Annotated in this window: 23 protein-coding genes; 12 read left to right on the top strand and 11 right to left on the bottom strand. The window is 69.2% G+C overall.

Features of this window, described 5'->3' with window-relative positions; translation table 11 throughout:
* Positions 1-2: 2 nt before the first annotated feature.
* The 4 genes from ACQPYA_RS04450 (at position 3) to ACQPYA_RS04435 (ending at position 4,751) form a co-directional block, all read left to right on the top strand.
* Positions 3-815: a peptidase gene (locus tag ACQPYA_RS04450; RefSeq protein WP_433531368.1), complete on the top strand. Its 813-nt coding sequence runs from the start codon at positions 3-5 to the stop codon at positions 813-815.
* 299 nt (positions 816-1,114) lie between these two features.
* Positions 1,115-2,791, top strand: a complete 1,677-nt coding sequence (locus ACQPYA_RS04445; protein ID WP_433531367.1) for an extracellular solute-binding protein — start codon at positions 1,115-1,117, stop codon at positions 2,789-2,791.
* Positions 2,791-3,831, top strand: coding sequence for an ABC transporter permease (locus tag ACQPYA_RS04440; RefSeq protein WP_433531366.1), 1,041 nt, complete (start codon positions 2,791-2,793; stop codon positions 3,829-3,831). The genes ACQPYA_RS04445 and ACQPYA_RS04440 overlap by 1 nt, the downstream gene beginning before the upstream one ends.
* Positions 3,828-4,751 carry a carbohydrate ABC transporter permease gene (locus ACQPYA_RS04435; protein WP_433531365.1) on the top strand — a complete coding sequence of 308 codons (924 nt, stop codon included), beginning with the start codon at positions 3,828-3,830 and terminating at the stop codon, positions 4,749-4,751. The genes ACQPYA_RS04440 and ACQPYA_RS04435 overlap by 4 nt, the downstream gene beginning before the upstream one ends.
* 73 nt (positions 4,752-4,824) lie before the next feature.
* Here the strand turns inward: ACQPYA_RS04435 and ACQPYA_RS04430 are convergent, their stop codons facing one another.
* The 5 genes from ACQPYA_RS04430 to ACQPYA_RS04410 form a co-directional block, all read right to left on the bottom strand.
* The gene (locus ACQPYA_RS04430) at positions 4,825-5,466 is read right to left on the bottom strand and encodes a DUF305 domain-containing protein (RefSeq protein ID WP_433531364.1); all 642 of its coding nucleotides are present in this window, start codon (positions 5,464-5,466) and stop codon (positions 4,825-4,827) included.
* An 80-nt stretch (positions 5,467-5,546) separates the two neighbouring features.
* Positions 5,547-5,972, bottom strand: a complete 426-nt coding sequence (locus ACQPYA_RS04425) for a DUF6153 family protein (protein ID WP_433531363.1) — start codon at positions 5,970-5,972, stop codon at positions 5,547-5,549.
* 288 nt (positions 5,973-6,260) lie between these two features.
* Entirely contained in the window at positions 6,261-7,712 is a 1,452-nt protein-coding gene (locus ACQPYA_RS04420; RefSeq protein ID WP_433531362.1) for a family 43 glycosylhydrolase, read from the bottom strand.
* 208 nt (positions 7,713-7,920) lie between these two features.
* Positions 7,921-9,273, bottom strand: a complete 1,353-nt coding sequence (locus tag ACQPYA_RS04415) for an NAD(P)-binding domain-containing protein (RefSeq protein ID WP_433531361.1) — start codon at positions 9,271-9,273, stop codon at positions 7,921-7,923.
* The gene (locus ACQPYA_RS04410; protein ID WP_433531360.1) at positions 9,167-9,715 is read right to left on the bottom strand and encodes an OsmC family protein; all 549 of its coding nucleotides are present in this window, start codon (positions 9,713-9,715) and stop codon (positions 9,167-9,169) included. The genes ACQPYA_RS04415 and ACQPYA_RS04410 overlap by 107 nt, the downstream gene beginning before the upstream one ends.
* A gap of 100 nt (positions 9,716-9,815) precedes the next feature.
* On the opposite strand from ACQPYA_RS04410, the gene metX reads away from it, so the two are divergent.
* The 3 genes from metX to ACQPYA_RS04395 are packed head-to-tail and all read left to right on the top strand — an operon-like array spanning position 9,816 to position 12,860.
* Positions 9,816-11,015: a homoserine O-acetyltransferase MetX gene (metX, locus tag ACQPYA_RS04405; RefSeq protein WP_433531359.1), complete on the top strand. Its 1,200-nt coding sequence runs from the start codon at positions 9,816-9,818 to the stop codon at positions 11,013-11,015.
* 32 nt (positions 11,016-11,047) lie between these two features.
* Positions 11,048-12,373 (top strand): O-acetylhomoserine aminocarboxypropyltransferase/cysteine synthase family protein, encoded by a 1,326-nt coding sequence (locus tag ACQPYA_RS04400; protein WP_433531358.1) that lies wholly within the window; start codon positions 11,048-11,050, stop codon positions 12,371-12,373.
* 4 nt (positions 12,374-12,377) lie between these two features.
* Positions 12,378-12,860 carry a CoA-binding protein gene (locus tag ACQPYA_RS04395; protein WP_433531357.1) on the top strand — a complete coding sequence of 161 codons (483 nt, stop codon included), beginning with the start codon at positions 12,378-12,380 and terminating at the stop codon, positions 12,858-12,860.
* A 43-nt stretch (positions 12,861-12,903) separates the two neighbouring features.
* On the opposite strand, the gene ACQPYA_RS04390 is transcribed toward ACQPYA_RS04395, so the two are convergent.
* Complete coding sequence (locus tag ACQPYA_RS04390; RefSeq protein ID WP_433531356.1) at positions 12,904-13,647, bottom strand: SDR family NAD(P)-dependent oxidoreductase; 744 nt, start codon at positions 13,645-13,647, stop codon at positions 12,904-12,906.
* Between the two features lie 413 nt (positions 13,648-14,060).
* Here ACQPYA_RS04390 and ACQPYA_RS04385 point away from each other — a divergent pair, with 413 nt between their 5' ends.
* Positions 14,061-14,639, top strand: a complete 579-nt coding sequence (locus tag ACQPYA_RS04385) for a hypothetical protein (protein ID WP_433531355.1) — start codon at positions 14,061-14,063, stop codon at positions 14,637-14,639.
* A 103-nt stretch (positions 14,640-14,742) separates the two neighbouring features.
* On the opposite strand, the gene ACQPYA_RS04380 is transcribed toward ACQPYA_RS04385, so the two are convergent.
* From ACQPYA_RS04380 to ACQPYA_RS04365, 4 genes are read right to left on the bottom strand one after another with little or no spacing between them, the layout of a single operon-like run.
* Positions 14,743-15,288 carry a hypothetical protein gene (locus tag ACQPYA_RS04380; RefSeq protein WP_433531354.1) on the bottom strand — a complete coding sequence of 182 codons (546 nt, stop codon included), beginning with the start codon at positions 15,286-15,288 and terminating at the stop codon, positions 14,743-14,745.
* Positions 15,289-15,308: 20 nt separating this feature from the next.
* Positions 15,309-16,511 carry an ABC transporter permease gene (locus ACQPYA_RS04375; RefSeq protein WP_433531353.1) on the bottom strand — a complete coding sequence of 401 codons (1,203 nt, stop codon included), beginning with the start codon at positions 16,509-16,511 and terminating at the stop codon, positions 15,309-15,311.
* Positions 16,511-17,257, bottom strand: coding sequence for an ABC transporter ATP-binding protein (locus tag ACQPYA_RS04370; protein ID WP_433531352.1), 747 nt, complete (start codon positions 17,255-17,257; stop codon positions 16,511-16,513). Before ACQPYA_RS04370 ends, ACQPYA_RS04375 begins: the two co-directional genes overlap by 1 nt.
* On the bottom strand, positions 17,254-18,471 hold the full coding sequence (locus tag ACQPYA_RS04365; RefSeq protein WP_433531351.1) for an efflux RND transporter periplasmic adaptor subunit: 1,218 nt from the start codon (positions 18,469-18,471) through the stop codon (positions 17,254-17,256). Before ACQPYA_RS04365 ends, ACQPYA_RS04370 begins: the two co-directional genes overlap by 4 nt.
* Before the next feature lie 109 nt (positions 18,472-18,580).
* On the opposite strand from ACQPYA_RS04365, the gene ACQPYA_RS04360 reads away from it, so the two are divergent.
* Positions 18,581-19,261 carry a response regulator gene (locus ACQPYA_RS04360; RefSeq protein WP_433531350.1) on the top strand — a complete coding sequence of 227 codons (681 nt, stop codon included), beginning with the start codon at positions 18,581-18,583 and terminating at the stop codon, positions 19,259-19,261.
* Positions 19,261-21,051 carry a sensor histidine kinase gene (locus ACQPYA_RS04355; RefSeq protein WP_433531349.1) on the top strand — a complete coding sequence of 597 codons (1,791 nt, stop codon included), beginning with the start codon at positions 19,261-19,263 and terminating at the stop codon, positions 21,049-21,051. Before ACQPYA_RS04360 ends, ACQPYA_RS04355 begins: the two co-directional genes overlap by 1 nt.
* Before the next feature lie 72 nt (positions 21,052-21,123).
* Here ACQPYA_RS04355 and ACQPYA_RS04350 read toward each other — a convergent pair whose 3' ends face one another.
* A complete protein-coding gene (locus tag ACQPYA_RS04350; protein WP_433531348.1) occupies positions 21,124-22,152 on the bottom strand; it encodes a lysostaphin resistance A-like protein in 1,029 nt (342 codons plus the stop codon).
* 167 nt (positions 22,153-22,319) lie between these two features.
* On the opposite strand from ACQPYA_RS04350, the gene ACQPYA_RS04345 reads away from it, so the two are divergent.
* Together ACQPYA_RS04345 and ACQPYA_RS04340 are read left to right on the top strand one after the other, a co-directional pair.
* The gene (locus tag ACQPYA_RS04345; RefSeq protein WP_433531347.1) at positions 22,320-22,688 is read left to right on the top strand and encodes a hypothetical protein; all 369 of its coding nucleotides are present in this window, start codon (positions 22,320-22,322) and stop codon (positions 22,686-22,688) included.
* A gap of 574 nt (positions 22,689-23,262) precedes the next feature.
* Positions 23,263-24,648: a tyrosine-type recombinase/integrase gene (locus ACQPYA_RS04340; protein ID WP_433531346.1), complete on the top strand. Its 1,386-nt coding sequence runs from the start codon at positions 23,263-23,265 to the stop codon at positions 24,646-24,648.
* The last annotated feature ends 213 nt before the right edge of the window (positions 24,649-24,861 follow it).

The following is a 24,861-nucleotide window of genomic DNA, read 5'->3' as shown; positions in this document are numbered from 1 at the left end:
GGATGCGTACCCGTTCGGCAACCGTGGCCGCACTGCTGGCCGCCGGCATCGCCCTGGCCCCGGCCACGGCGCTGGCCGCGCCCACCCCCACCCCTTCCCCCGGCGCCACCACCGTGACCAAGGCCGGCACCTCGTTCCTGAGCGCCACCCCGGTCGCGGCCGGCCAGCCGGTCCGGGTCGGCGCGTCGACCGGTGAATACCTCTACTGGTCGTTCCCGGCCTCGGCGGGCGAGATCCACGAGATCAGCGCGACGGTCTCGCTCGCCAAGAACCGCAGCGACGGCCGGTCGACCTGGACGGTCGAGGTCTTCGACGGGCTGCGCCGCCGGCAGGCCTGCACGGCGGGCGCGCAGACGCCGGCCGCCGACGCCTCGGCGACCACCGTGGCCATCGGCTGCACCCTGCGGCGGGTCCGGCCCTGGGCCGAGCCGTGGTCCGCCGACCCGCTGCCCGGCACGTACTACGTCCGCCTGTCCGTGGTCGACGTGCCCGAGACCGACCTCGGCCTGCCGATCGACGTGGACCTGCTGATCTCCACGGCCGGCGACGCCGGCACCTCGCCCGAGGACGGCAGGCTGGCGGCTCCGCTGGTGCCGCCGGCCAACGCCGGCACGGTGCTGGACGCGGCGCCGACGGCCGCCCCGGCCGACCAGGACGACGGCGGGTGGAACCTCGACCTCACCGGCTGGCTGCCCGAGGCGGGTTCCCGCTGGATCTGGACCACGGCCGGTGGCATGCTCGCCGCGGTGGCCGGCGTGGTCGGCTTCGCCCTCACCCGGCGGCCCGCCACCCGACGGGCCCCGCTGCCCCGCTGAAACCCGCCGGCAGGTCGCGCCCAGGTGCCCCGGGCGTGACCTGCCGGCGGTCTCTACTGCACTGCCGTCCGGTGAGCCCTAGACGCACCAGACGCGGAAATCGTGCTCGGCACCCGGACAGCTCCGCGGGACGCGACAAAGCGTCCTGTGTCGAGCCTCCTCGATGGTCACCCCCGATGCTGCCGTCCCTCGGCCCTCTTGTGGGGCCCACGACCGTCCATTAGTTTGTTTAATATCCCGACGAACCTCACTCCTAGCGCGCCCGTTGGCGCGACCCAGCCCTTCTCGAAGGGAGACCGATGACACATCAGATACCCGGTGCGAGAGCCTCGCGCCGCAACTTCCTCGGCCTCGTGGGACTCGGCGCGGCAGCCGTCGCGGGCGGCCCCCTGCTCGCCGGCTGCTCCGAGAAGCCGGCCGGCACCGGCACCGCCCAGAACCTGGACGCCTTCGCCCACCTGCTGCCGACCCAGAAGGACCTCGGGCAGAGCATCACGCCCGACGTCATCGGCACCCGGCCGGTGCCGGACGGATACACCAGATACCCGGCCACGCTCGTCGACGCGATCACCGAGAAGCCCGGCACGAGCGGCAAGGAGATCACCGCGATGACCCCGGCGTGGGGCCCGGCCCCGCCCGGGATCGGTCAGAGCGCCTACCTCCAGGCGGTCAACGCGGAGCTGGGCACGCCGGTCAACTTCACCATCCAGGACGGCATGACCTACGCCGACAAGCTCAACGCCATGCTCGGCGCCCGGGACGTCCCCGAGTTGCTCTGCGTGCCGGGCTGGGAGGTGGAGAAGATCCCGCGTTTCGCCGAGGCGATCGGGGTGCTCTTCGAGGACCTGACCGACCACCTCAAGGGCGACGCGGTCAACCCGTACCCGATGCTGGCGAGCTTCCCCACCGGGGCCTGGCGCAACGCGATCTGGAACGGGCGGCTGGCGGCGGTGCCCAACCCGACCGACGGCCCGTTCCCCTGGGCCCTGTTCACCCGCAAGGACCTGCTGGACGCCTACGGCCTGGCCGTGCCGACGTCGCTCGACGAGCTGCTGGCCATCGCCAAGCAGGTCACCGACCCGGCCAAGAAGGTGTGGGCGTTCGACGACATCTTCGCCATGATCCAGATGTATCACAAGGTACCCGGCTCCAAGGGCGGCTGGCGGCTGGCGGCCGACGGGACGCCGGAGTTCAAGTACGAGACCCCGGAGTTCCGCCAGGCGCTGGAGGTGATGGCCAGGATCTACCAGGACGGCCTGGTCCACCCGGACATCGTGGCCAGCAAGGGCGCGGACAGCGTCCAGCTGTTCGCCAAGAACGGGGCGACCCTGTTCACCCGGGCCGGCCTCGGCATGTGGCAGGGGGCCCAGGCCGAACACCAGAAGGTCAACCCGAAGCTGAACATCCAACCGGTGCCGATCTTCTCCGCGACCGGCGGTGACCCCCTCGTCTGGGGCGACGACGAGCCGATCTCGTACACCTTCATCAGGAAGGGTGTCGGCAAGGAGCGCGTCGAGGAGTTGCTGCGCGTGATCAACTGGTGCTCCGCCCCGCTGGGCAGCCAGGAGGCGCAGCTGCGCGACTACGGGGTCGAGGGCAAGCACCACACCCCGACGCCGAACGGGCCGACCAAGACCGACCTGGCGTTCAAGGAGATGGCCAACCAGTACTTCTTCATCAGCGGCCGGAACCCCACCATCGGGCCGTTCCCGGACACCCCCACCTTCGTGCCGGACATGCTGGCGTACTCCAACGACATGGTGCGGTACCTGGAGAAGGACCCGTGGGACGGGGTGAAGCTGGAGATGCCGGCCGCCTACAAGGCCAACCAGGTGCCCACCGAAGACAAGATCACCGACGTGCTGCGGGGTCGCCGGCCGCTCTCCGACATCGACGCCATCGTGCAGGAGTGGAAGGCCAGCGGCGGTGAGGAGGCGCGGCGGCTGCTCGCCGAATCGCTGCCCAAGGCTGGCTGATGAACACCCGTCACGCACCCGTCGAGGCCGGGCCCGACCAGGCCCGGCCCGACGGGCCGACCCCGCCGGCAGCGACCCGCCTGACCCGGGCCACCCGCACCGGTCGCCGCCGGGTGCCGCTGCGCACCCGGCTGCGCCGTGATTGGCAACTGCTGGCCATGGTCGCGCCCGGCTTCGTGATCCTGCTGGTCTTCAGCTACGTGCCGATAGTCGGCAACGTCATCGCCTTCCAGGACTACAACCCGTACCTCGGGAGCAATCCACTGGAGGCGTTCCTGCACAGCGACTGGATCGGGTTCGGCCAGTTCCAGCTCCTCTTCGAGGACCCGGCGTTCTGGGACGCCTTCCGCAACACCCTGGCGATCACCGCGTTCCAGCTCGTCTTCTTCTTCCCGCTGCCGATCATGCTGGCGATCATGCTGCACAACCTGCTCTCCAGCCGGCTGCGCGGCTTCATCCAGACCGTCGTCTACCTGCCGCACTTCTTCAGCTGGGTGCTGGTGGTCAGCTTCTTCGTCGCGATGCTCGGCGGCGCCGGCCTGCTGGCGCAGACCATGCGCGAGGCCGGGATGGAACCGTGGAACATCATGACCAACCCGGACACCTTCATCATCCTGGTCACCGCCGAGGCGGTGTGGAAGGACGTCGGCTGGGGCACCATCGTCTTCCTGGCCGCGCTCTCCACCATCGACCAGAACCTCTACGAGGCGGCGGCGGCCGACGGCGCCGGCCGGTGGCGGCGACTGTGGCACATCACCCTGCCGGGCCTGCGCCCGGTGATCGTGCTGCTGCTCATCCTGCGCCTCGGCGACGCGCTCTCGGTCGGCTTCGAGCAGTTCCTGCTGCAACGGGACGCCGTCGGCCGGCAGGCGTCCGAGGTGCTCGACACCTTCGTCTACCACTTCTCCATCGCCACCGGGAACTACGGCTACGGCGCCGCGGCCGGCCTCTTCAAGGCCGCTGTCGGGCTCTGCCTGATCCTGGCCGCCAACAAGGTCGCCCACATGCTCGGCGAACGAGGGATCTACTCACGATCATGACCGCCACCATCGCCCGGAAGCCACCACGGCCGCGTACCCGCCGACCGGTGTGGGAGGAGCGGCCCACCCCGGTCGGCCAGGCCGGCAAGGCCGTCCTGCTCGGCCTGCTCGTGCTCAGCGTGCTCTTTCCACTCTGGGTGATCCTGGTGACCAGCCTCTCCTCCCGGGAGACGATCGCCGCCGCCGGCGGGCTGGTGGTCATTCCCAAGGGCATCGACACCTCCGCCTACGAGACCATCTTCGCCGGTGGCGCGGTCACCCGGGCGCTCTGGATCAGCACCCTGGTCACCGTCATCGGCACCGCCATCGCGCTGACCGTGACCGTCCTCGCCGCGTACGGGCTCTCCCGGCCCCGCTCCCTCGGCTACCGCTGGCTGCTCGCGTACTTCCTGCTGCCGTTCCTGATCTACCCGCCGCTGGTGCCCAAATACCTGGTCGTGACCGGGCTGGGCCTCAAGGACACCATCTGGGCGCTGATCCTGCCGCCCGCGATCAGCGTCTTCAACCTGGTCGTCGTCCGCGGCTTCTTCCAGGGCGTGCCACAGGAGCTGCTCGACAGCGCCCGGATGGACGGCGCCAACGACTTCCTCACCCTGGCCCGTATCGTCCTGCCGCTGTCCCGGGCGGTCATCGCCGTCGTCGGCCTCTTCTACGCGGTCACCTACTGGAACGTCTGGTTCGACGCACTGCTCTTCATCGACCGCAACGACATGTACCCGATCCAGCGGGTGCTACAGAGTTATCTGCTCGCCGGGCAGGCGCCGCACACCTCGGGCGGCACCAGCGGAGTCACCATGCCGCCCACCGAGTCGATCAAGATGGCGGTGGTCGTCCTCACCGTCGCCCCGATCGTCGCCGTCTACCCGTTCATCCAACGCCACTTCATCAAGGGCGTCCTGATCGGCGCCATCAAGGGCTGACCACCATCGCCCTCCGCAAGATCTTGGTACGAACCGGCCCCGTCGAGGGCAGGTTCGTACCGAGATCTCTTGGTCAGATCCGGGTCAGGATCCGCTTCATGGTGTCGATCTCGGATTGCTGCGTGCTGATGATCTGCTGCGCCAGGGCCTTGGCGTCCGGGTTCACCCCCTGGGCGACCTCCTCCTCGGACATGGTGATGGCACCCTCGTGATGGGCGATCATCATGGTGAGGAACTGCCGGTCGAACTCGGTGCCGGCGGCAGCCGTGAGCCGGGCCAGGTCGGCGTCGGACATCATGCCCGGCATCTCGTAATCCATGTCGGGCGTGCCGTGCTCCGTGCCGTGCCCGTCGGCGGTTGCGGACGGCATCGGCGCGCCCCACTGCGTCAGCCAGGTCCTCAGCTGGGCGATCTCGGGCGCCTGCGCGTCCTTGATCTGCGCGGCGAGCTGCTTGACCTCCGGGTCGGACGCCCGGGTGGCGGCCAGGTCGGACATCTCCACCGCCTGCTCGTGGTGCGGAATCATCATCTGGGCGAACATCCGGTCCGCCGCGTTGCTGGCGGCGGATTCTCCGCTGATCGCGCTGGCGGAGGGCGTGCCGGGCGTGTCGTGGCCGGCGCCGGACGGGTGATCGGAGCCGCAGGCGGCAAGACCGACGACGACGGCGAGGCTCACGCCGACCCGCAGGGCCCGGCGCAGGTAGGTGCGGTTCATGGGACAACTGGCCTTTCACGATCGATGTACGGGTAGGAGTCGTCGGCGCGAAGCCCATCCGGGTCACGCGCTGGCCGCTCCTACATCCGCAACACCGAGATCGAGGCCGTGCTCAGACCGATCGGCGTCAAGAATGGCGGTGCCCGCCCGCCGGAGGCCCGGGTGGATGTGCGACCCCGTCGCCGCCCGGCGCGCGTGCCGCGCAGGAGGACGACGGCGACCAGGAGGCCGACGGAGAAGCTGGCGAGGATCGCCATGCAGACCGCCCAGCCCGGCGGGTGACCGGGCCCCGGCCCCTCGGAGGCCGGGGCGACGAGCCGGGTGCAGTGGTCGCCATGGCAGTCGCCGGCCAGGGCGGGCGTGACCGGCGCGGCGTGGCTGCCGTGCCCGGCCGTGCCCAGGATGGGGTCGTGGCCCAGGCTGTGCATCACGGTCAGCCCGAACAGGGTGCAGGCGAGCAGCACGAACCGGAGCCATCGTCCGGTGGTGGCCGCTTCGCCTCGCACCCGGTCACGGTATCGTCCGGCCGACAGCCCTCCACGGCGAACCCGGCAACACGGCTTTCCGGCCGGAACCCGGTGCCGGAGGCCGAGACCGGCATGCGGGGATGCCCCGACGCCTGTCGCACAACGCCGGGTCGCCCTTCCCGGCCGGCCAGCCGGGCCATCGCTCAGAGCGAGAGCGCCCACCGGTTGACGTGGCCGGTGTCACCTGCGCGCGCAGCCGCCACGCACCGTTCGGGGCCTCCCCGGAGAGGTTGACGGTGTACGTCTGCCATCCGGACTCAACCCGGCTCACTCCAGCGCGAAGGTCGCTGACGCCCGCCCGGCCGCGTCCGACACCGCCTCCAGGTAGAGCAGCCCGTCGCGGTGGCGGACGTACTGGCCGGAGAAGTTGACCGACTCCAGTGACACCTTGGCCGCGTCGGCCAGGCCGGCCCGGCGGGTGAAGGTGGCGTCCTGCCGGAACAGGGTGGTGCCGTCGTTGCGCTCCACCCAGACCTGGTGGTTGCGGTGCCGCAGGTAGTAGCCGGGGTAGTTGGTCGACTCCAGCGAGATCGCCGAGGAGTTCGACAGCCCGGCGACGATCCGGAACTGCGAGTCGGCCAGGGCGGTGACATTCGACTCCAGCCGCGCCCGGAACTCCCAGTGCCGGACGTACCGGTCCGGTTGGTCGTGCGAGCGCAGCCGCACCGGGCTGAGGCCGTCCGGCACCGGTACGCCGAAGTTCGGGGTGCCGTCCGCGTTCCAGTAGACCCGCTGGAGCCGGGTCCGCCGGTTCGGGTCGGTCAACGGGTCGTAGCCGTTGCCGAGATACCGCTCGTAGTTGCGCGAGTGGTAGACGATCACATCGCTGCCGTCCTCGGCGACGGTGAACGAGTTGTGTCCGGGCCCCCACTGGCCGGTCCGGCCGTCGCTGGCCAGCACGGGCGTGGCGCGCTTGCTCCACGACGCCGGGTTCAGCAGGTCACTGCTGGCCGAGGCGGTGAGCAGCCCGACGGCGTAGTTGGCATCGGTGGCGCTCGCCGAGTACGTCATGAAGACCCGCCCGTTGCGGATCAGCACCGCCGGTCCCTCGTTCACCCGGTAACCCCGGGTCTCCCAGGCGTACGTGGGGGTGGCGATCAGCGCCGGGGTGCCCGCGTACGTCCAGGGGTTGACCGCGCGGGCCAGGTAGATGTTCGAGTTGCTGCCGGCGTACTCCGCCCAGGCCAGGTAGCGCTGGCCGTTGTGCACGAAGGTGGTCGCGTCGAGCGAGAAGCTGCTGCGCGCCGGCTGGAGTTGCCCGCGCTCGACCCACGGCCCGTCGAGCGGGTTCGCCGCGCCGCTCTCCAGCACGTACGGTCGGATCGCCCAGATGTCCTCGGTCCGCCCGGCGGCGAAGTAGACGTACCACCGGCCGTCGATGAAGTGGATCTCCGGTGCCCAGATGTGCGCGCCCATCTCGCCGCTGCTGTGCCGGCGCCAGATCACTCGCTCGGTGGCGGTGGCGAGCCCCTGGAGCGTGGTGGCACGGCGCAGCACGATCCGGTCGTACTCGGGCACGGTCGCGGTGAAGTAGTAGTAGCCGTCGGTGTGCCGGTAGACGTGCGGGTCGGCGCGCTGTTCGGCCAGGGGGTTGGTGAAGGTGACGGCGGCGGCCTGTGCCGGGGCGGCCGGTCCCACCAGCACGGCCGTCGCCGCCACGACCACGGCGGCGACCAGCGCCACCGCCCTCCTGACACTGCGCTGGGGACGCGTCATCATCCTGTCCTTTCGCCGACCGCGAGCTGGACCATCGAGGCGGAAGCCGTCCCGGTATGGACCGGAGGGCAGACCCTCCAACGCATTGATAACGTTAACAATCACGGCGTGTCAAGAGACCGAAATCTATGGGAAACATCGACGAGATCTCCGCTCCCACCGCCGGCCCGGCGGCGAGGCTCGACCGGACCGCCCACCGGACCGCCGGAGATCACCCGGAGAGATGCCCCGCCAGGTGGTCGATGACCGCGCGGGCGTCGTCCTCGATGCCGCTGATGAAGGTGGACCGACGCCGCCGCAGCAGCGGTAGGCCCAGGGCGTACAACCCTGGGCTGTCCAGCACGCCACCCTCGTGCCGCAGCCGGCCCTTGTCGTCGACCACCGGCACGTCGAGCCACCGGTAGTCGGGGCGGAAACCGGTCGCCCAGACGATCGTGCCCACCTCACCACCGCGCAGGTCCAGGCGGAGCCGGGTCGGGCCGGCGACGGCCGTCGGCCCGAACTCCTCCGGCGGGCCCACCTCGGCGTCGCGGCCGGTGGCACGCGCCCACTCGTCGAAGCCGGCCAGCAGGCGTCGCATCTTCAGGTCGGCGAGCGAGCACACGTTGCGCAGCCCGCCCGAGAACAGCGCCCAGCCGTCCCGTACGGTCGCCAGCCGGCCGACCAGCTCGACGCCGAGCGCGCCGAGCGCGGTGAGATCGAGGGTGCTGCGCTCGGGGGTGCCGACGAGTTGGGGTGACGGCAGCCGGCGGGCCCGGGTGAGGTCGTCGACCTCGTCGTACCGCTGGTCCCAGACGCCCGAGGCGTCCATCCACCACAGCACGTCGCGTCCCCGGTACAGGCGCGGCAACCGCACGTGCTCCCCCACGGCCAGGATCACCTGCCGGCCGGAGCGTTGCAGCTCGGCCGCGAGTTGCACGCCGGTCGCCGACGCCCCCACCACCAGCACGCCACCGTCGGGAAGCTGGCCGGGGCCCCGGTAGTCGAAGGCTGTCAGCTGCTCGACGGAGGCCGGCACCCCGGCGCTGAAAGCGGGCACCGTCGGCAGGTTGCAGGCACCGCTCGCGAGGACCACCGCCCGGCAGCGAAGGTCGCCGCGGCTGGTCGACACGAGATACCCGTCCGCTTCGCGCCGTACGGAGCCGACATTGGTGTCGGTCCGCACGGGCGCGCGCGAGGCCACGGCGAAGTCCTCGATGAACCGGACGACTTCGGTCATGGTCAGGTACCCGTCCGGGTCCGGCCCCTGGTAGCCGTGGCCGGGCAGCCGGTTCAGCCAGTTGGGGGTGAGCAGACGCAGGGAGTCCCAGCGCTCGTGCCGCCACGAGTTGGCGATCTCGCCGCGTTCGAGCACCACATGGTCGATCGACCGGCCGCCGAGGAAGTGGCTCGCGGCCAGGCCGGCGTGCCCCGCGCCGACGACGACCGTGGTGACGCGCTCGATCGCTCGGCCCGCCTCAGGCGACGTCGACGGTGACGTTGGTGGGATTGGTGAGCGCGTCGAAGACCGCCGATCGCTTCTGCGACTGCGCCACCAGCGCCTGGATGTCCTCCTTGGAGGCATCGGCGTCGATGTTGAAGGTGACCTTGATGTCGTTGAAGCCGTTGCGGACGTCGCTGTCGGCGCCGAGGATGCCGCGGATGTCGTGGTTGCCCTCGACCGTCGACTCGACCGAGCGCAGCTGGATGCCGCGGTTCTGCGCGACGGACGCCACGCCGGCGGTCAGGCAACTGGCCAGGCCGACCAGGAGGTACTCGATCGGGGTGATGCCGTTGTCCTCGGCGGCGAAGACCTCGGGGTGGTCGGCGGCGAACTCCGTCTTGGTCTTGTGCGCCTGTTCCGCGCCGAGCCCGAAGAAGTTCTGGATCGTGACGGTGCTGTGCACGCCGTTCTCCCACTTGGCCGACGCGCGCCAGGTGAACTGCGCCGCCTCGGGCGCCCCCTTCAACGCCTCACGCGCGTCGAGCAGGGCCTGCACGTTGACTCCGTTGTCGGTAATCGACATGTTACGAATCTCCCCTCTCGCCCGATTCCCGGCAACACCTATCGGGATGAAGGACATTACAACTGGCCCGGCTCTGGTTTGGCTAGCTATCATCGCCCGCATGGCTGCACCATCGACCCTTTTGGCCGGCTCGGTCGGCAGCGTCGAGACGCAGTACCAGGACCTGCCGACCCCGTTACGCCTCGACTGCGGGCGCGAGCTGCACCCGGTCCGGGTGGCGTACGAGACGTACGGCACCCTCTCGCCGGAACGCGACAACGTCATCCTCGTCTGTCACGCGCTCAGCGGCGACGCGCACGCCGCGGGCTTCGCCCGGACGCCACCAGCGGCCAGCACCCGGGACGGGTTCGCGGCCGAGGGCCGCGACGGCACGGCCGGCAAGGGCCTCGGCTGGTGGGACGGCATGATCGGCCCCGGCAAGGCCTTCGACACCGACCGCTTCTTCGTCATCTCCACGAATCTCATCGGTGGCTGCCGGGGTACGACCGGCCCGTCCTCGATCGACCCGGCCACCGACCGGCCGTACGGCTCGGACTTTCCGGTCATCACCGTGGCCGACATGGTGCGCTGCCAGCGCGCCTTCCTGGACGTGCTCGGCATCGATCGGCTCGCGGCCGTGGCCGGCGGCTCGCTCGGCGGCATGCAGGCGCTGACCTGGTCCGTCCTCTTCCCCGAGCAGGTCGACGCCATCGTGGTGATCGCCTCCACGCACGCTCTGCACCCACAGGGCGTGGCCTGGAACGCGATCGCGCGGGATGCGATCATGCGCGACCCCGCCTGGCAGGACGGCCACTACTACGACACCGACCAGACACCCGGCGCCGGCATGGGACTGGCCCGGATGCTCGGACACGTCACCTACCTCTCCGCGCCCGCGCTGACCGACCGGTTCGGCCGGCGGTTGCAGTTCGCCGACGACATCCGCTACACCCTCCGCGAACCGGAGTTCGAGGTCGAGAGCTACCTGCGACACCAGGCGTCGTCGTTCGTCCGGCGCTTCGACGCCAACACCTACCTCTACCTGTCCCGCGCGCTGACCTATTTCGATCTCGCCCGGGAACACGGCGCCGGTTCCCTCAGGCAGGCGCTGGCCGGGGTGTCGGCACGGACCCTGCTGATCGCCTTCAGCTCCGACTGGCTCTACCCACCCGCCGCCTCCATCGAGATCGACGGGGCGCTGCGTGATCTCGGCAAGCCGGTCGAGTTCCACCTGATCGAAGCGCCCTACGGCCACGACAGCTTCCTCCTGGAGGAAGCAGAGCAGACCCCCATCGTCCGACGCTTCCTGGCTCAGCGCTGAGCCGGTAAGCGTCGGAGAGCAGCGAGGAATCCGTGACGGACCAGCCGAATCGCATCGAGGAAGCCCACGAGTTCGGGTTCGAGACCCGACAACTGCACGCCGGGCAACGCCCCGATCCGAACACCGGCGCGCGGGCAGTGCCGATCTTCCAGACCACCAGCTACGTCTTCGAGGACCCGGAGTCGGCCGCCGCCTACTTCAATCTCCAGGAGTACGGCAACACGTACTCGCGGATCATGAACCCGACCGTCGCGGTGTTCGAGGAACGGGTGGCGAATCTCGAAGGCGGCTCCGGCGCGGTGGCCTTCTCCAGCGGAATCGCGGCCCAGGCGGCGGCGCTCTTCACGCTGCTGGAGCCCGGCGACCACGTCGTCGCCTCCGCAGCCCTGTACGGCGGCACCGTGAACCAGCTCAAGCACCTGCTGCGCAAGCTGAACGTCGAGCTGAGCTGGGTCGACCCCGACGATCCGGAGGCGTGGCGCAAGGCGGTCCGCCCGAACACGAAGGCATTCTTCGGCGAGACCATCGGCAACCCCGCCGGGAACGTGCTGGACATCGAGACGGTGGCCGGCATCGCCCACGAGCACGAACTGCCGCTCGTCGTGGACAACACCTTCGCCACGCCCTACCTCTGCCGCCCGATCGAGTGGGGCGCCGACATCGTCATCCACTCGGCGACCAAATTCATCGGCGGCCACGGCACCAGCATCGGTGGCGTGGTCGTCGAGGCCGGCACCTTCAACTGGTCGAACGGGCGCTTCCCGGTCGTCGCCGACCCGTCGCCGGCCTATCACGGCCTCCAGTTCCACGAGACGTTCGGGACGTACGGCTACCTGATGAAACTGCGCGCCGAGACGCTGCGGGACCTCGGCGGGACGCTCGCGCCGCTCAACGCCTTCCTGTTCCTACAGGGTCTGGAAACGCTGTCGCTGCGGATGGAACGTCACGTCGCGAACGCGCGACGGGTGGCCGCCTTCCTCGAAACGCATCCGCTGGCCTCCAACGTGACCTATCCGGGCCTGCCCGGAAGCAGATACCAGGCGCTGGCGGAGAAGTACCTGCCGCTGGGCACCGGGGCGGTGTTCTCGTTCGACTGTGCCGGCGGCCGGGCCGGCGGGCAGGATCTGATCCGAGGCGTGACGCTCTGGTCCCACCTCGCGAACGTCGGCGACGCCAAGAGCCTGATCATCCACCCGGCCAGCACCACGCACCGGCAGCTCAGCGACGACGAACTCCGGGCGGCCGGAGTCGGGCCGGGCACCGTACGGCTGTCGGTCGGCACCGAATCGGTCGAGGATCTGATCTGGGACCTGGCACAGGCATTCGCACACGTCGCCGCAGCAGCGGGAGAGAGGTAGCCGCATGTTCGACCTCGGGCGGTACCAGGACGTGTCGACCATCCAGCGCGTCCTGCACAGCGCGAAGACGATCGCGATCGTCGGCCTCTCCGGCAACGCGCTGCGGGCCAGCAACTTCGTCGGCTACTACCTCAAGCGGCACGGCTATCGGATGATCCCGGTCAACCCCCGGGAGACCGAGATTCTCGGCGAGCGGAGCTACCCGAGCCTGACCGACGTTCCGGTGCCGGTGGACATCGTGAACGTCTTCCGGGCGCCGAACGCGCTGCCGCAGATCGCACGGGACGCGGTCGAGATCAAGGCCAGGACGCTGTGGAGCCAGTTCGGCGTGATCAACGAGGAGGGTGCCCGCATCGCCGAGGAGGGTGGCCTGACGGTCGTCCTGGATCGGTGCCTCAAGGTGGAACACGCCCGATACGTGGGCCGGATGCACTGGCTGGGCTTCAACACCCAGCGCATCACCTCGGTCCGTGGCGGGCTCCAGTAGCCGTCTCCGCCGGGCGGCCGGTCCCGTGCGGGCGGCCGGGTTCTCAGGCCGTCGCGCCGCCGTCGATGGCGATCGACGCGCCGGTGATGTGCCGCCCGCCGTCGCCCACCAGGTGGCTGACCGTCGCCGCCACGTCGGTCGGGGCCGCGTACCGGCCGAGCGCGATGTGCGACCGTTGCGCGTCCGAGCTGGCGCTGTCCGCCGGGTTCATGTCGGTGTCGGTCGAGCCGGGCAGGATCAGGTTGACGGTGATCCCGCGCGGGCCGAGTTCGCGGGCCAGCGCCCGGGTCAGCCCGTTGACGGCGCTCTTGGTCATGGCGTAGGCGCTCACTCCGGGGGCCGGGACACGGCTGGCGAAGCTGCTGCCGATGTTGACGATCCGACCACCCTCGCCCATGTGGCGTACCGCCGCCTGGGTGGCGAGGTACACCCCGCGCACGTTGACCGCGACGGCCTGGTCGAGGGCGTCCAGGCTCACCGACTCGATCGGCCCACCCGCGAACACCCCGGCATTGTTGACCAGGATGTCCAGCCGCCCCAACTCGGCGACGGCTTGCTCGACGGCACCGACGACCGCCGCCGGATCGGCGCTGTCCGCACTGATCGACAGGCCGGCGCGGCCGTACGCCTCGATGTCGGCCACCACGGACTTCGCGCTGTCCTTAGCGGCGCGGTAGGTGAACGCGACGTGGATGCCGTCCTCGGCCAGCCGGCGCGCGACGGCGGCGCCGATGCCCCGGCTTCCGCCCGTGACCAGGGCAACCCTACCGTCAAGTCTGACCGTCATCCGGCAATCCTGACAGTCGACTCAGGACACCCGGCATCCAGGTCGGCCGTTCGTGCCCGACGTGGCAACCCCCATCGACGCCGGCCGTGGAACGCGATGAGGATCGTCGATGTTGCCGGAGCGGGTCCAACCGTGTTGGAATAACTCACATCGCCGCAGCGCGGGGGCAACCGCGCTGGTAACGGCCAGCACGGGAGCACCGCAGCGCCGGCAGCGCGCACCTTGGCATCCGCTCACGCGCCGCACCACCGGGCCAACTCCACGACGGGCACAACTTCCCGGGCAGGCGTCCCCGCCATACGTGCCCCGGCACGTTTCCCCGCGACGGCCGACGCACTCGACGTCCGACAAACCGGAGGCGTTCGATGCGGTCTGCCAACGCACCAGAACCGGCGACGAGGTGAGAAGCAATCATGATTTCCCGGGAGACCTTCGCAGGATGGTACCGACACCGCTTCGTGGGGGCGGCGGCGATCCTCCTGGTGACGGTCGGCGCGGTCGTACTGGCCAACTCGGCCGGCTCCGAGACGCAGCCGGCAGACCTGCAGGCACAGCTCCTGACCCGGATGCGCACCACGCTCGAACAGGCGGACCCGGGACAGCACAACCACGCTGGGCACAGCGTCCAGCAGGTGGCCACCGAGGAGACGAAGCCGGCGGTGATCTGCGGCGTCCACGTCTACGGCTACGAACCGGCCGAGGTGACCACGCTCGCCGACGTGCAGACGATCTACGGCTTCCACCTCTGCGGGGTCGCCGAGCAGAAACGCCCCTGGGACTGGGCGGTCAAGCTGGCCGGCCCGGTGATCATGGACATGTCCACCGACCCTCCGGGCATCCAGGTGGTCGAGGCGACCGCCGACGTCATCTTCGTCGACCGGCTGCGGCAGATGTTCCCGCCGAAGTACGCCGAGCCGGCGCTCAAGGAGGCACTGGCCCCATCGGAAATGGCTGACCTACGCCGCCGCTACGACGCCGCAGCCGGACTCTGACCATGCCGGGCGACCAGGCGGGCCGCCCCGAATACTGCCGGACGAATGATCAAGGACGGCTTCCCGAGTGGAACGGTGACCGAGCCGGTCGTCTGGGCTCGCGTCATGCCAGGCTGAAAGCCTTCATCTCGCACTCGTTGATCTTTTGGCGCTGCTCGTCCGACGGCAGGCTTTCGAAGGCGAGCGCGCCATCCTTCTCCCAGGAGTTGATGCCGTGCGAACGGATGCAGGTGATCCAGTCGCGGAGTTTGTCCGCGTACTTCGGATCGGTGCGCTTGGCGTGCTCCCAGCTGCGTTCTGGTTCCTTGTTCGCACATGCCTTCGCGGCGTTCGCGGAGGCGGCCAGCACCTCAGGATCGACGTCGACGGCGGACAGGTCGCCTTTCGAGGGAGAGCCGTTTTCGGCCAGGCACGTGCTCCATTCCGCGTAGAGGCGGTCGATCTCCTCGCGGGTGCTGTCCGGGCGGACCAGCGGGCGTTCCTGCCCGGCCGGGGCGGCCTGGGTGGCGGCGGTGCCGGGTGACTGCGTGGCGAGGGACGCGACGTCGTCCGTATCGGCGGTCTGCGGCTCGTCTGCGCCGCACGCGGTCAGGAGTGTGAGGGATGCGGCGAGGACGGCTCCGGCGATCCGGGTTCGGGACGTGAGCATTCGAGTTCCTTCCGAGGTGCTTATGCGGAGGCGAGAGCGACGGTCGGCTGGAGCCGGGCCGCGCGGATGGAGGGGTAGACGCCGGCGATGACTCCGACCAGGACGGCGCCGCCAAGCGCGCCGGCGACGGCGGTCGCGGGGATGACGACGGGCAGGTGGTTGGCGAGTGCGTACGCGGCGGTGCCGGCGATACCGAGCAGGGTGCCGGTGCCGCCGCCGAGCACCGAGAGTGCGATGGACTCGGTGAGGAACTGGATCCGGATCTGGCCGCGGTTCGCGCCGAGCGCGCGGCGTAGCCCGATTTCGGAGCGGCGCTCCAGGACGGAGATGACCATGGTGTTCGCGACGCCGATGCCGCCGACCAGTAGCGCGACCGCGGCCAGGCCGATGAACAACACGGAGAACGTCTGCTCGGTGGCGCGCTTGGCGAACAGCGCGTCGGAGGGGAGCGTGACCTGGATTCGACCCGGCTGCTGGGGGTGGACGGTGGCGGGCAGGACGGTGCGTACGGCTTCGATGGCGGATTCGCGGACACGCAGGTAGAGCACGGTGGGCCGGCCGTCGAAGCCGAGTTCGGCGCGGGCCGCGTCCCATCCGACCAGCACGGACCGGTCGATCTCGGGGGACAGCGGGGTGGTGGCGAGGACGCCGACGACGGCGAACCAGCTCTCCCCGATCATGATCTGGGGCGGCGGAGCGTCCGACGGTACGGACGGGATGCCGAGCCGGGATGCGGCGACGGACCCGAGCACGACCGTGGGGAACTCGCCGCCGGACCGGTCCAGGAAGTGCCCGGAGTGCACCGTCGCATCGAGTGTGCCGAGCAGGTCCGGGCGGCTGGCCAGCACGGACAGGCCGGAGCCGTCGCGGGGGTCGGTGAGGTCGGAGCGGCGGGCCACCACGCCGGTGTTCGCCACTGCGGTCACGCTGGTGACCGGCCCGATGCGGGCGACCATGTCGATCGATTCCGCCGGCAGGCCGAAGTCCTGGTCCGGGTTGTCCGCGGCGTTGACCTGGAGCAGGTTCGGGCCGAGCGCGGCGAGTTCGTTCATCAGGGCGCGTTCGCTGGATTCCGGGATCGCGGTGACCGTGACCATGGTGGCGATGCCGACCGCGATGCCGAGCGCGGAGAGCACTGCCCGCGTGCGGCGGGTGCGTAGGCCGATGGTGCCGAGCGACAGCACGTCGGCGAGGGCGAGCCGTACCGGTTTGACGTCGTTCATCAGGCCCGCACCGTCGCGATCTCCATGGTGGCGTCGGTCGGCGTGATCCTGTGGATCTCCGTGGTGGCGTCCCGTGGGTGGCTGTCGTTGACGATGCGGCCGTCCCGGACCTCGACGCGGCGCGGCAGGCGGGCGGCGATGTCCCGGTCGTGGGTGATCAGCGCGATCGTCGCGCCCTCCCGGTGTAGCCGGTGGAACAGTTCCAGCACCGCGGCGCCGTTCGCGGTGTCCAGTGCTCCGGTCGGTTCGTCGGCCAGCAGCAGGGCGGGCTCGTTGACGATCGCGCGCGCGATCGCCACCCGCTGCCGCTCGCCGCCGGAGAGCTGGTGCGGCCGGTGGATGATCCGGTGACCGAGACCGACGCGTTCCAGGGCGGCCGTGGCCATCCCGTGCCGCTTGCGGCGCGGCACGCCCGCGTAGAGCAGGCCGGTCGCCACGTTTTCCACCGCGGACAGCCCGTCGGTGAGGTGGAACTGTTGGAACACGAATCCGAGCCAGCGGCCACGCAGCGCGGAGAGCCGCCGGTCGGAGAGCACGGCGACGTCGTGGCCGGCCAGCTCGACCGTGCCGGATGTCGGTCGGTCCAGCGTACCCATGATGCTGAGCAGGGTGGACTTGCCGGAGCCGGACGGTCCGACGATCGCGACCAGCTCCCCGGCGTCGATGCCCAGGGACACCCGGTCCAGTGCGGTGACGCCGCCGGGGTAGAGCTTGCTCGCGTTCTGGACGGACAGCACGCGGCTCACGAGGTCGTCACCACCTTGAGGCCCTCGGTCACGCTGTCGCCGCTGATCTCAACCATGCCGCCGGAGAACAGGCCGGTCTCGATCGCGATCCTGCGGCCGTCCTCCAGTTGGATCGCGTACCCGCCTTCGCGTAGCGCCAGCAGCGCTGTCACCGGCACGGCCAACACGGCCTCGCGGGTCTCGCCCTCGATCCGCACTTCCACGGTGCCGCCGTCCAGGCCCTCGGCCGCGGCCGGGTCGGTCATCGTGACCGTTACGGCGACTGTCTGCGGTGTGTCCGGCGCGCCGCCGTCCGGCATCTGCGGAACCGTGCTGATGTCGCTGATCTCGCCGGTCGATTCCGTGCCGTCCGGCATGCGCAGCGAGACCTTGTCGCCGGCCTTGAGCCCGTCGGCCTGGGCGAGGGTCGCCTGCACCGTGATCGCCTTCGCCGTCTGGGTGACGGTCATCAGGTCGCTGCCGGTCGCGTCGCCGGCCTGCACGGTGACCCCGCCGATCCGGACGGTGCCGGGCAGCACGACGAGGTCGCCCACCTCGATGGTGCCGTCGTCCACCATGCCCTGGTCGCGCTGCCACTCCTTGATCGCGCTGGTCAGCGCGGTGGTCAGCACCCCCTCGCCCTTGCGCACGGTGGTCCAGACGGTGGTGGTCTCCGGCGTGGCGTTTCCGGGTGGTGCCGGCGTCGTGGTGGTGGAGGACTCCGGTGCGGAGGTCACGGTGACGGTCTGCTTGACCTTGTGCCCGGCCCGGGGTTGGTCGCCGATGGCGTACCCCAGCGCCTTGAGGTTCTTGGCGACCATGGCGATGTCCCGGCCGGTCATGTTCGTCGTGTCGAGTGTGCGGTAGAGCGGCGGTGCGCCGATGAAGAGCGGTACCGGGGTGTCGTCGAGGCGGTACAGGGGCTCGCCGCGGTCGATGGTCTTGCCGGTGGCGGGGAGCCAGGTCACCACGCCCTCGCGGCTACTTCTGATCGCGCGCGGCGTGCCGTACCCGAGCGTGCCCGTGAGTGAGCGGCTGGTCGACAGGTTCGTGCGTTCGACGGCGACCGCGGTGACGGTGATCGTCTCTGGCCCGGCGGTGTCGTCTGCGGCTTTCACGCCGTGGGTCCAGGCCAGCGCCGCGATGGTCAGCGCCAGCACGGATCCGGCCGCCACCATGCCGACGATGCGATTCCGCCGCCGGGGTATCCCCGGCGGCTCATTGTCCTGAGGCATGGCGGGAATGCTGCCGGAACAGTTTCAGGAACTTGTGGGCATTCCACACGTTGTGGGAAATGCCCTGTGGTCTGCTCAGATGCGCGTTCACGAATCTATAGTCGGCGGCGTGCCCGCACATTTGCTGATAGCCGAGGACGACCGGATGCACGCTGAGATATTGCGTCGCTACCTTGAGTCCGCCGGTTATCGGACAACGATCGTGCACGACGGCCGGACCGCGCTGGACATTGTGCGGCGGGTACGACCGGACCTGCTGCTGCTCGACGTGATGATGCCGAAGATGGACGGGCTCGAACTGTGCACGGCCGTCCGGCGCGAGTCCGCCGTGCCGGTGCTGATGCTGACCGCGCGGACCAGCGAGGACGATCTCCTGCTTGGACTCGACCGGGGCGCGGACGACTACCTGACCAAGCCGTACCGGCCGAGAGAACTCCTCGCCCGGATCAAGACGCTGCTACGGCGCGCGGGGCCGGCGGACGACCGGGACGTGCTACGGGTCGGGCCGGTCACGATCGACCTGGCCCGCCGGGTGGTCTCGGTCGCGGGCAGCGACATCGAGTGCACGCGGGACGAGTTCGCGATCCTGGCCACGCTGGCACACCAGCCGGAACGGGTCTTCACCCGCGCCCAGCTGCTCGAACAGACCAACGGGTACGACCGGGACTCCACCGAACGCGCGATCGACACCCACATGTCGAATCTCCGGCGCAAGATCGAACCGAACCCGCGTCGGCCCGCGCTGCTGCTGACCGTCTACGGCGTCGGCTACAAGCTGGCCGGGGCCTGATGCGCCGCGCCGTGCCGCTGCGCCGCAGCCTGCTGGTCCGGCTGCTGGCCACGTCCATGTTGATCGCGGTGTGCGCGGTCGCGGCGACCGCCTGGTTGACCGTGCAGCTCACCACGCGGGCCGTCACCCAGGAGCGGAGCCGCACGCTCGCCGCCGATGCCGACATCTACGACGCGATCATCGAGTACGCGGCCGGACACGACAGTTGGGAAGGCGTGGACGAGTTGGTCCGCCGGCAGGCCGGGCTCACCGGTACCCGGATCGCGCTGACCACGACGGGACGGCAGCTGATCACGGCGTCGTTCCCGGGAGCGCCGGACGCGGTCGCGGCCTCGGACGTACCCACCGCGACCGTCGACCCGCTCTACCTCGATCGGGGCATCGTGCGCGACGCCAGCGGCCGCATCGACCCGCGTGCGGTCGGGCCGTACCGGCTGACCGAGCAGGAGCGTCAGGCCCTGCACCGGCACGCGAACGACCAGCTCGCGTGCCTGCGTAAGGCCAACATCAGCGCCGAGATCGTCGAGCTGCCCAGCGGGCGCGCGGCGGTCCGGGAGTTCAGCGACTCTGCCCGGCTGGGCAGGTGCCTACCGGACGAGCTGGCCATTCCGGTCGACACGGAACGGAAGGCGCTGGCCGACCTGGCCGCACTGGTCGAGCGGTGCATCGAACGAACGGGTGACGTGGGTGTCACGTACAAGATCGCGCCGGATTTCACGGTGCGGTACGGGGACGACGGGCCCTCCGCCGACGCCGACCGGGCGCTGCGACAGTGCGCCGAGGAGAGCCGGCGTGAGCAACTGCGTCCCTACGTGGCGCCGCCCGCGCTGCTCTTCGTCACCGGGCCGCCCGGGCCGGAGTCCGGTGCGGTCCGGCTCTCCACCGCGAATACGCTGCCGATCGCCGGCACCGCGCTGCTCATCCTGCTGCTCACGCTGGCGGTGACCGTCGTGGTCGGACTGCGACTGGTGCGGCCACTGCGGGCGTTGGCGGACGCGGCCCGGCAGCCCGCCGACCGGCCGGCACCGGTGCCGGTCACCAGCCGGGACGAGATCGGGTACCTGGCCGTCGCGTTCAACGACCTGTCCGCGCGGCGGCAGGCGCTGGAACAGCAGCGCAACGCCATGGTCAACGACATCGCACACGAGCTGCGCACCCCGCTGACGAACATCCGCACCTGGCTGGAGACCGCGCGGGACGGCGCGGTCGACCTCGACCAGGAGGTGCTGGATCTGCTGGTCGAGGAGTCGGTGTTGTTGCATCACGTGGTCAACGACCTGCGTGACATCGCCGCCCTGGAGGCGGGCAGCCTGCGCGTGCACCCGGAGCCGACGTACGTGCGTGATCTGCTGGAACAGGTGCTGGACGCGCACCGCGGTGCGGGCGAGGTCGCGTTGAGGCTGGACGCTGCCGAGGATCCCGAGGTCACGGTGGATCCGGTCCGGTTGCGGCAGATCGTCGGCAACCTGGTCGCCAACGCGATCCGGTACACGCCGCCCGGTGGCACGGTCACGGTCGCGTTGGAGATGCGGCCCGGCCGTATGGTGATCTCGGTGGCCGACACCGGTCCCGGTATCGCCGCCGCCGATCTGCCGAAGGTCTTCGACCGGTTCTGGCGGGCGGACAGCTCCCGATCTCGTACCACCGGCGGCAGCGGCCTCGGTCTGCCCATCGCCCGCCAGTTGGCCCGCGCGCATGGCGGCGAACTCACCGCCACCAGCGCTTCCGGCTGTGGAGCCATCTTCACCGTCGTCCTTCCGGTACCCAGTCACGACCAGGAATCGCACTGACCGCCGCGAGGACGTGTGGACGTCGTGCTCGCCATCGTCGGACGATGTCGCCAGGTTCGACGCGTTCGTGCTCTAGGCCGTGAGGCCGGGTAGCGGGGACATGACCGGGGCGAACGAGACCACCGCGAGGTAGCCGCCGAGCAGCCACAGCGGAATGGTGGTGATGTCGATCGCGGTGTCGGTCTTGATCGAGTCGTTGCCGGAGCCGTTCGGTACGCCACGGCGGCGGGCCAGCCACAGCACGACCACGCCGTACAACCCCACCATGCACATGTCCACGAGCGCGGTCACGGCGTGCACGTCGGCCGCCGCCTGCTGTGCCTCCAGCGCGCCCGTGACGACCGTCAGCCCGATCGCGGCCACGTTGTTGACCACATGGAGCGCGATCGCGGCCTCCAGCCCGCCGGTCCGGATCGTCACCACCGCCGTCACCACACCGAAGAAGACCAGGTTGGCCATGCCCCAGACGGTGCCGTAGCCGTGGGCCAGCCCGAACAACACCGCCGACACCAGAATCCCCGGCCAGGGCGACCGGACCCAGGACCCGAACGCCTGGACCAGCCAGCCACGGAACAGATACTCCTCACCGGCCGCCTGCAACGGCACCAGCACCACCACCACGGCCAGGCCGATCGCGAGCCGGTCCCAACCCACCCGACTGCTCTCCTGGCCGTCACCGGACAGCAGGCTCAACACCCCGAGATTCAACGCCAGCGCCGGCACGGCCAGCAGCAGGCACCTCGCCAGCCAGCGCCACCGCAACCGGCCCGCCACCGAGGACAGCGTGCCGACCGGGCGACGCTGCACCCACCACGCGGCGATCAACGTCAGCGGAATCAACAGACCCAGCGAGACCATGGTGATCGCCAGATCGGCCTCCGGGCCACGGGGCAGGAAGTCCTCCGGCCCGTCCAGCATCCACACCACCGCGCTCGCCGCCCCGAACCCGCCCATCAGGATCACCGGCAGGCCAACCATGATCAGCAACGTGCCGAGAATCGGCCGCCACCAGCGGTGCCGGTCGGTGCGGGCGAGCCGGTGATAGGGAACCGGCGCGACAGCCAGGGCGGGGCGCGGCGTGTCGGGAAGCGTCGTCGTCATGCCAGACAGCCTCCCGTCACCCGCCCGGTCGATCATCTGCCGTCCGCATGAACCTCGGCTCTAACTATCGTCGTACCGCGTAGACGTCAAGATCCGACCAACCACTGACGACCCATCCGTCGATTCCCGAGAAGCTGAACACCGCTCACCACGACGGAGGAAATGTCATGCGGAAATTCGGAATCGTCATCGCCGTACTGCTCGTCGTCCTCTGCGGCGGCCTCGGCTGGACCGCCTACCAGGCGTTCGCACTCGGCAAAGAGGTGCTCCGGGCCGGCATCACGCAGGAACAATTCGACGCACAGCAGGAAGGCACGCCAGAGACGGGCGTTCGGGCCGCACTGCCCGAGCCACTCACCGGCATGAACGACAAGGATCTCTACCCCGGCGACCCCGGCAAAAAAGGTATGCCGGCCAACGCCTCATGCATCTACTACACGATCAAGCCCATCGAGGAAAGCGGCCCGGACCTGTGGCGATTCTGCTTCGTCAACGGCACGCTCGTCGAGAAGAGCGCCATCACCATCCCCGAGTGACGCGAGCCGCGTATCGGCATGGCCGAAGGCGTGATGCTCATCGTCGCGCATTATCTGCGCCGCCGGCAGGGGCTTTGCGTAGTCGCCTGAGTCGATCAACTCTGAGACCGCTGGTCGGATCCGCTGCTCAAGCTGACTCATCCAGTCGTTGTTACAGCTCCGGCACCGGCTTCCGCTCCACCGGCGTCCGGTCGTCCCGTCGCGTGACGCCCTGTCCCAAAACCGCTGTTGTCGCCCATCACACCCGTTCGGCTTGAGTTTGCCCGCCACGTGCCACGGACCGTGGCTCCGTCCGACGGACGCCAGACGGACAAATGATCAAAGGCGGGTTCTCGATCATCCGAGAACCCGCCTTTGACCTGCTGCTTCGTGGTGGAGCTGAGGGGATTTGAACCCCTGACCCCCTCGATGCGAACGAGGTGCGCTACCGGCCTGCGCCTTTGGAAGACCCGGATCAAGTCGACTAAACTGCTGGTCAAGGCCGCTATGGGAGTGCCACTCAGTATTGTCCACTAACACTCTCTGGGGCTCCGTCCGATGACAAAGCGATGACAGATGATCTTGGGGGGATCTCATGGGCTTCTCGTACCCACGCAAGGACGGCAAGGGTAGGACTCGGTACATCGCGCTATACCGTGACATACGTGGCGACCAGCGATCTGCGGGCACCTACGGAAGCGAGAAGCAGGCCAACAAGGCATGGCAAGCCGCCGAGGTCAAGGTTGCAGAGGGCCGCGCGGGCGACCCACGCCGAGGACGCCAGACGTTTGAGCGCTATGTCCGAGAGACCTGGCTGCCCAACCACGTGATGGAACTCCGCACTCGCGAGAACTACACCCTCTATCTTGAGAGGGTCATTATTCCGGAATTCGGGCCGATGAGGATGCGAGAAATTACATCCACCCACGTCCGGGAGTGGGTTACGAAGTTCCAGAAAGGCAATTTGGAACTACCTCAACGCCAGAAGGGCCAAAGGGCCAAAATTAGCAACAGCGCCACTGTGATCGAGTACTGCATGGTCATTCTCAGTGCAATATTCACCACAGCACTAGTAGATCAGATCATCTGGGTACACCCTTGCAAGGGAGTTAAGACGCCAGCAGTACCCAAGAAGGTCCGTCGGATTATCACGCCGGAGCAATTCGACGACTTGTACGCGGCACTGCCGGACAATGACATGCGGCTACTTGTGGAGACCGACATCGAGAGCGGCCTCCGGTATGGCGAACTAACAGAACTGCGAGTCAAGGATCTTGACCGGACAACCAGGCTACTTACAGTCAGCCGCGTGGTCGTCGAGCTTACAAAACAGTTTCAGATAGATGGCAACCGGTTCGTCGTCAAGGAATACCCGAAGGACGAGGAGGAGAGGCAACTTCGGCTCAGCGTCCAAATAGTAAAAAAGATCGACGCACACATCAACGAAAACAGCCTCAAGGCAGAGGACCTACTATTTGCTATCCGCAATCCCGAAGCCCTACAGGAGCCCTCGCTCCGACTCGCCCCGAACCCCGAGGAACTGGGACTCACTGAACCCAACGAAGAGGGCCGCCAATACCGTCACGGCACCAAGACGGCGTACATTTCCGCGAAGTGCAAGTGTGACCATTGCAGGGCAGCATTCTCGATCTACCGGGCTGAGCGACGAGCGGCAGGTAAGGACAGCCCGCGCCAGCGGCGCACAGTGACCACCGACGGGCATATCCCTCGTTCGTGGTTCCGTCAAAACGTGTGGGTGCCCGCGCGCTCGGCCGCAGGTCTCGACTCAACCGTGCAGGTAAAGGGTCTTCGCAGCGCCCATGCCTCCTGGCTTCTTGCAGGTGGCGCGGACATCCAGATCGTCAAGGAGCGCCTCGGGCACGGCAGCATCCTCACTACACAAAAGTACCTGGGCAGCTTGCCCGAAGCCGACGATGCTGCGGTGGATGCCTTCAGCCGGATTCGGCGGCGGAGCGCTTGATGAGGGCGGGCTGACCCAGATAGCCGACAGGGATAGCCGTCGGAGCCAGGGCCCCGGCAGAGTCCTTGCCGCGACCGACATGGGGCATTCGGCAGAGAAGCGCCTGGGTTGCGGGCATCAAGGCGGGCGTGACCGGTTCGGATGATCATTGGGTGTCGAAGCCTTGATCGTCCGAAGTGAGTCCTGCCGTACTGCCATGGACCGGCTGTCACA

The sequence above is a fragment of the Micromonospora sp. CA-263727 genome, assembly GCF_050942455.1.
Taxonomy (GTDB): domain Bacteria; phylum Actinomycetota; class Actinomycetes; order Mycobacteriales; family Micromonosporaceae; genus Micromonospora.
This window is presented reverse-complemented; position numbering and strand designations above follow the sequence as displayed.

What these genes read in the sequence shown, in the direction of transcription:
- ACQPYA_RS04350 (WP_433531348.1), bottom strand. Translation starts at nt 22,152, where the DNA reads ATGACGACGACGCTTCCCGACACGCCGCGCCCCGCCCTGGCTGTCGCG.
- ACQPYA_RS04415 (WP_433531361.1), bottom strand. Translation starts at nt 9,273, where the DNA reads ATGCCTCCAAGGAGGACATCCAGGCGCTGGTGGCGCAGTCGCAGAAGC.
- ACQPYA_RS04440 (WP_433531366.1), top strand. Translation starts at nt 2,791, where the DNA reads ATGAACACCCGTCACGCACCCGTCGAGGCCGGGCCCGACCAGGCCCGG.
- ACQPYA_RS04410 (WP_433531360.1), bottom strand. Translation starts at nt 9,715, where the DNA reads ATGTCGATTACCGACAACGGAGTCAACGTGCAGGCCCTGCTCGACGCG.
- ACQPYA_RS04375 (WP_433531353.1), bottom strand. Translation starts at nt 16,511, where the DNA reads ATGAACGACGTCAAACCGGTACGGCTCGCCCTCGCCGACGTGCTGTCG.
- metX (WP_433531359.1), top strand. Translation starts at nt 9,816, where the DNA reads ATGGCTGCACCATCGACCCTTTTGGCCGGCTCGGTCGGCAGCGTCGAG.
- ACQPYA_RS04385 (WP_433531355.1), top strand. Translation starts at nt 14,061, where the DNA reads ATGATTTCCCGGGAGACCTTCGCAGGATGGTACCGACACCGCTTCGTG.
- ACQPYA_RS04450 (WP_433531368.1), top strand. Translation starts at nt 3, where the DNA reads ATGCGTACCCGTTCGGCAACCGTGGCCGCACTGCTGGCCGCCGGCATC.
- ACQPYA_RS04340 (WP_433531346.1), top strand. Translation starts at nt 23,263, where the DNA reads ATGGGCTTCTCGTACCCACGCAAGGACGGCAAGGGTAGGACTCGGTAC.
- ACQPYA_RS04380 (WP_433531354.1), bottom strand. Translation starts at nt 15,288, where the DNA reads ATGCTCACGTCCCGAACCCGGATCGCCGGAGCCGTCCTCGCCGCATCC.
- ACQPYA_RS04355 (WP_433531349.1), top strand. Translation starts at nt 19,261, where the DNA reads ATGCGCCGCGCCGTGCCGCTGCGCCGCAGCCTGCTGGTCCGGCTGCTG.
- ACQPYA_RS04395 (WP_433531357.1), top strand. Translation starts at nt 12,378, where the DNA reads ATGTTCGACCTCGGGCGGTACCAGGACGTGTCGACCATCCAGCGCGTC.
- ACQPYA_RS04445 (WP_433531367.1), top strand. Translation starts at nt 1,115, where the DNA reads ATGACACATCAGATACCCGGTGCGAGAGCCTCGCGCCGCAACTTCCTC.
- ACQPYA_RS04345 (WP_433531347.1), top strand. Translation starts at nt 22,320, where the DNA reads ATGCGGAAATTCGGAATCGTCATCGCCGTACTGCTCGTCGTCCTCTGC.
- ACQPYA_RS04435 (WP_433531365.1), top strand. Translation starts at nt 3,828, where the DNA reads ATGACCGCCACCATCGCCCGGAAGCCACCACGGCCGCGTACCCGCCGA.
- ACQPYA_RS04430 (WP_433531364.1), bottom strand. Translation starts at nt 5,466, where the DNA reads ATGAACCGCACCTACCTGCGCCGGGCCCTGCGGGTCGGCGTGAGCCTC.
- ACQPYA_RS04420 (WP_433531362.1), bottom strand. Translation starts at nt 7,712, where the DNA reads ATGATGACGCGTCCCCAGCGCAGTGTCAGGAGGGCGGTGGCGCTGGTC.
- ACQPYA_RS04390 (WP_433531356.1), bottom strand. Translation starts at nt 13,647, where the DNA reads ATGACGGTCAGACTTGACGGTAGGGTTGCCCTGGTCACGGGCGGAAGC.
- ACQPYA_RS04365 (WP_433531351.1), bottom strand. Translation starts at nt 18,471, where the DNA reads ATGCCTCAGGACAATGAGCCGCCGGGGATACCCCGGCGGCGGAATCGC.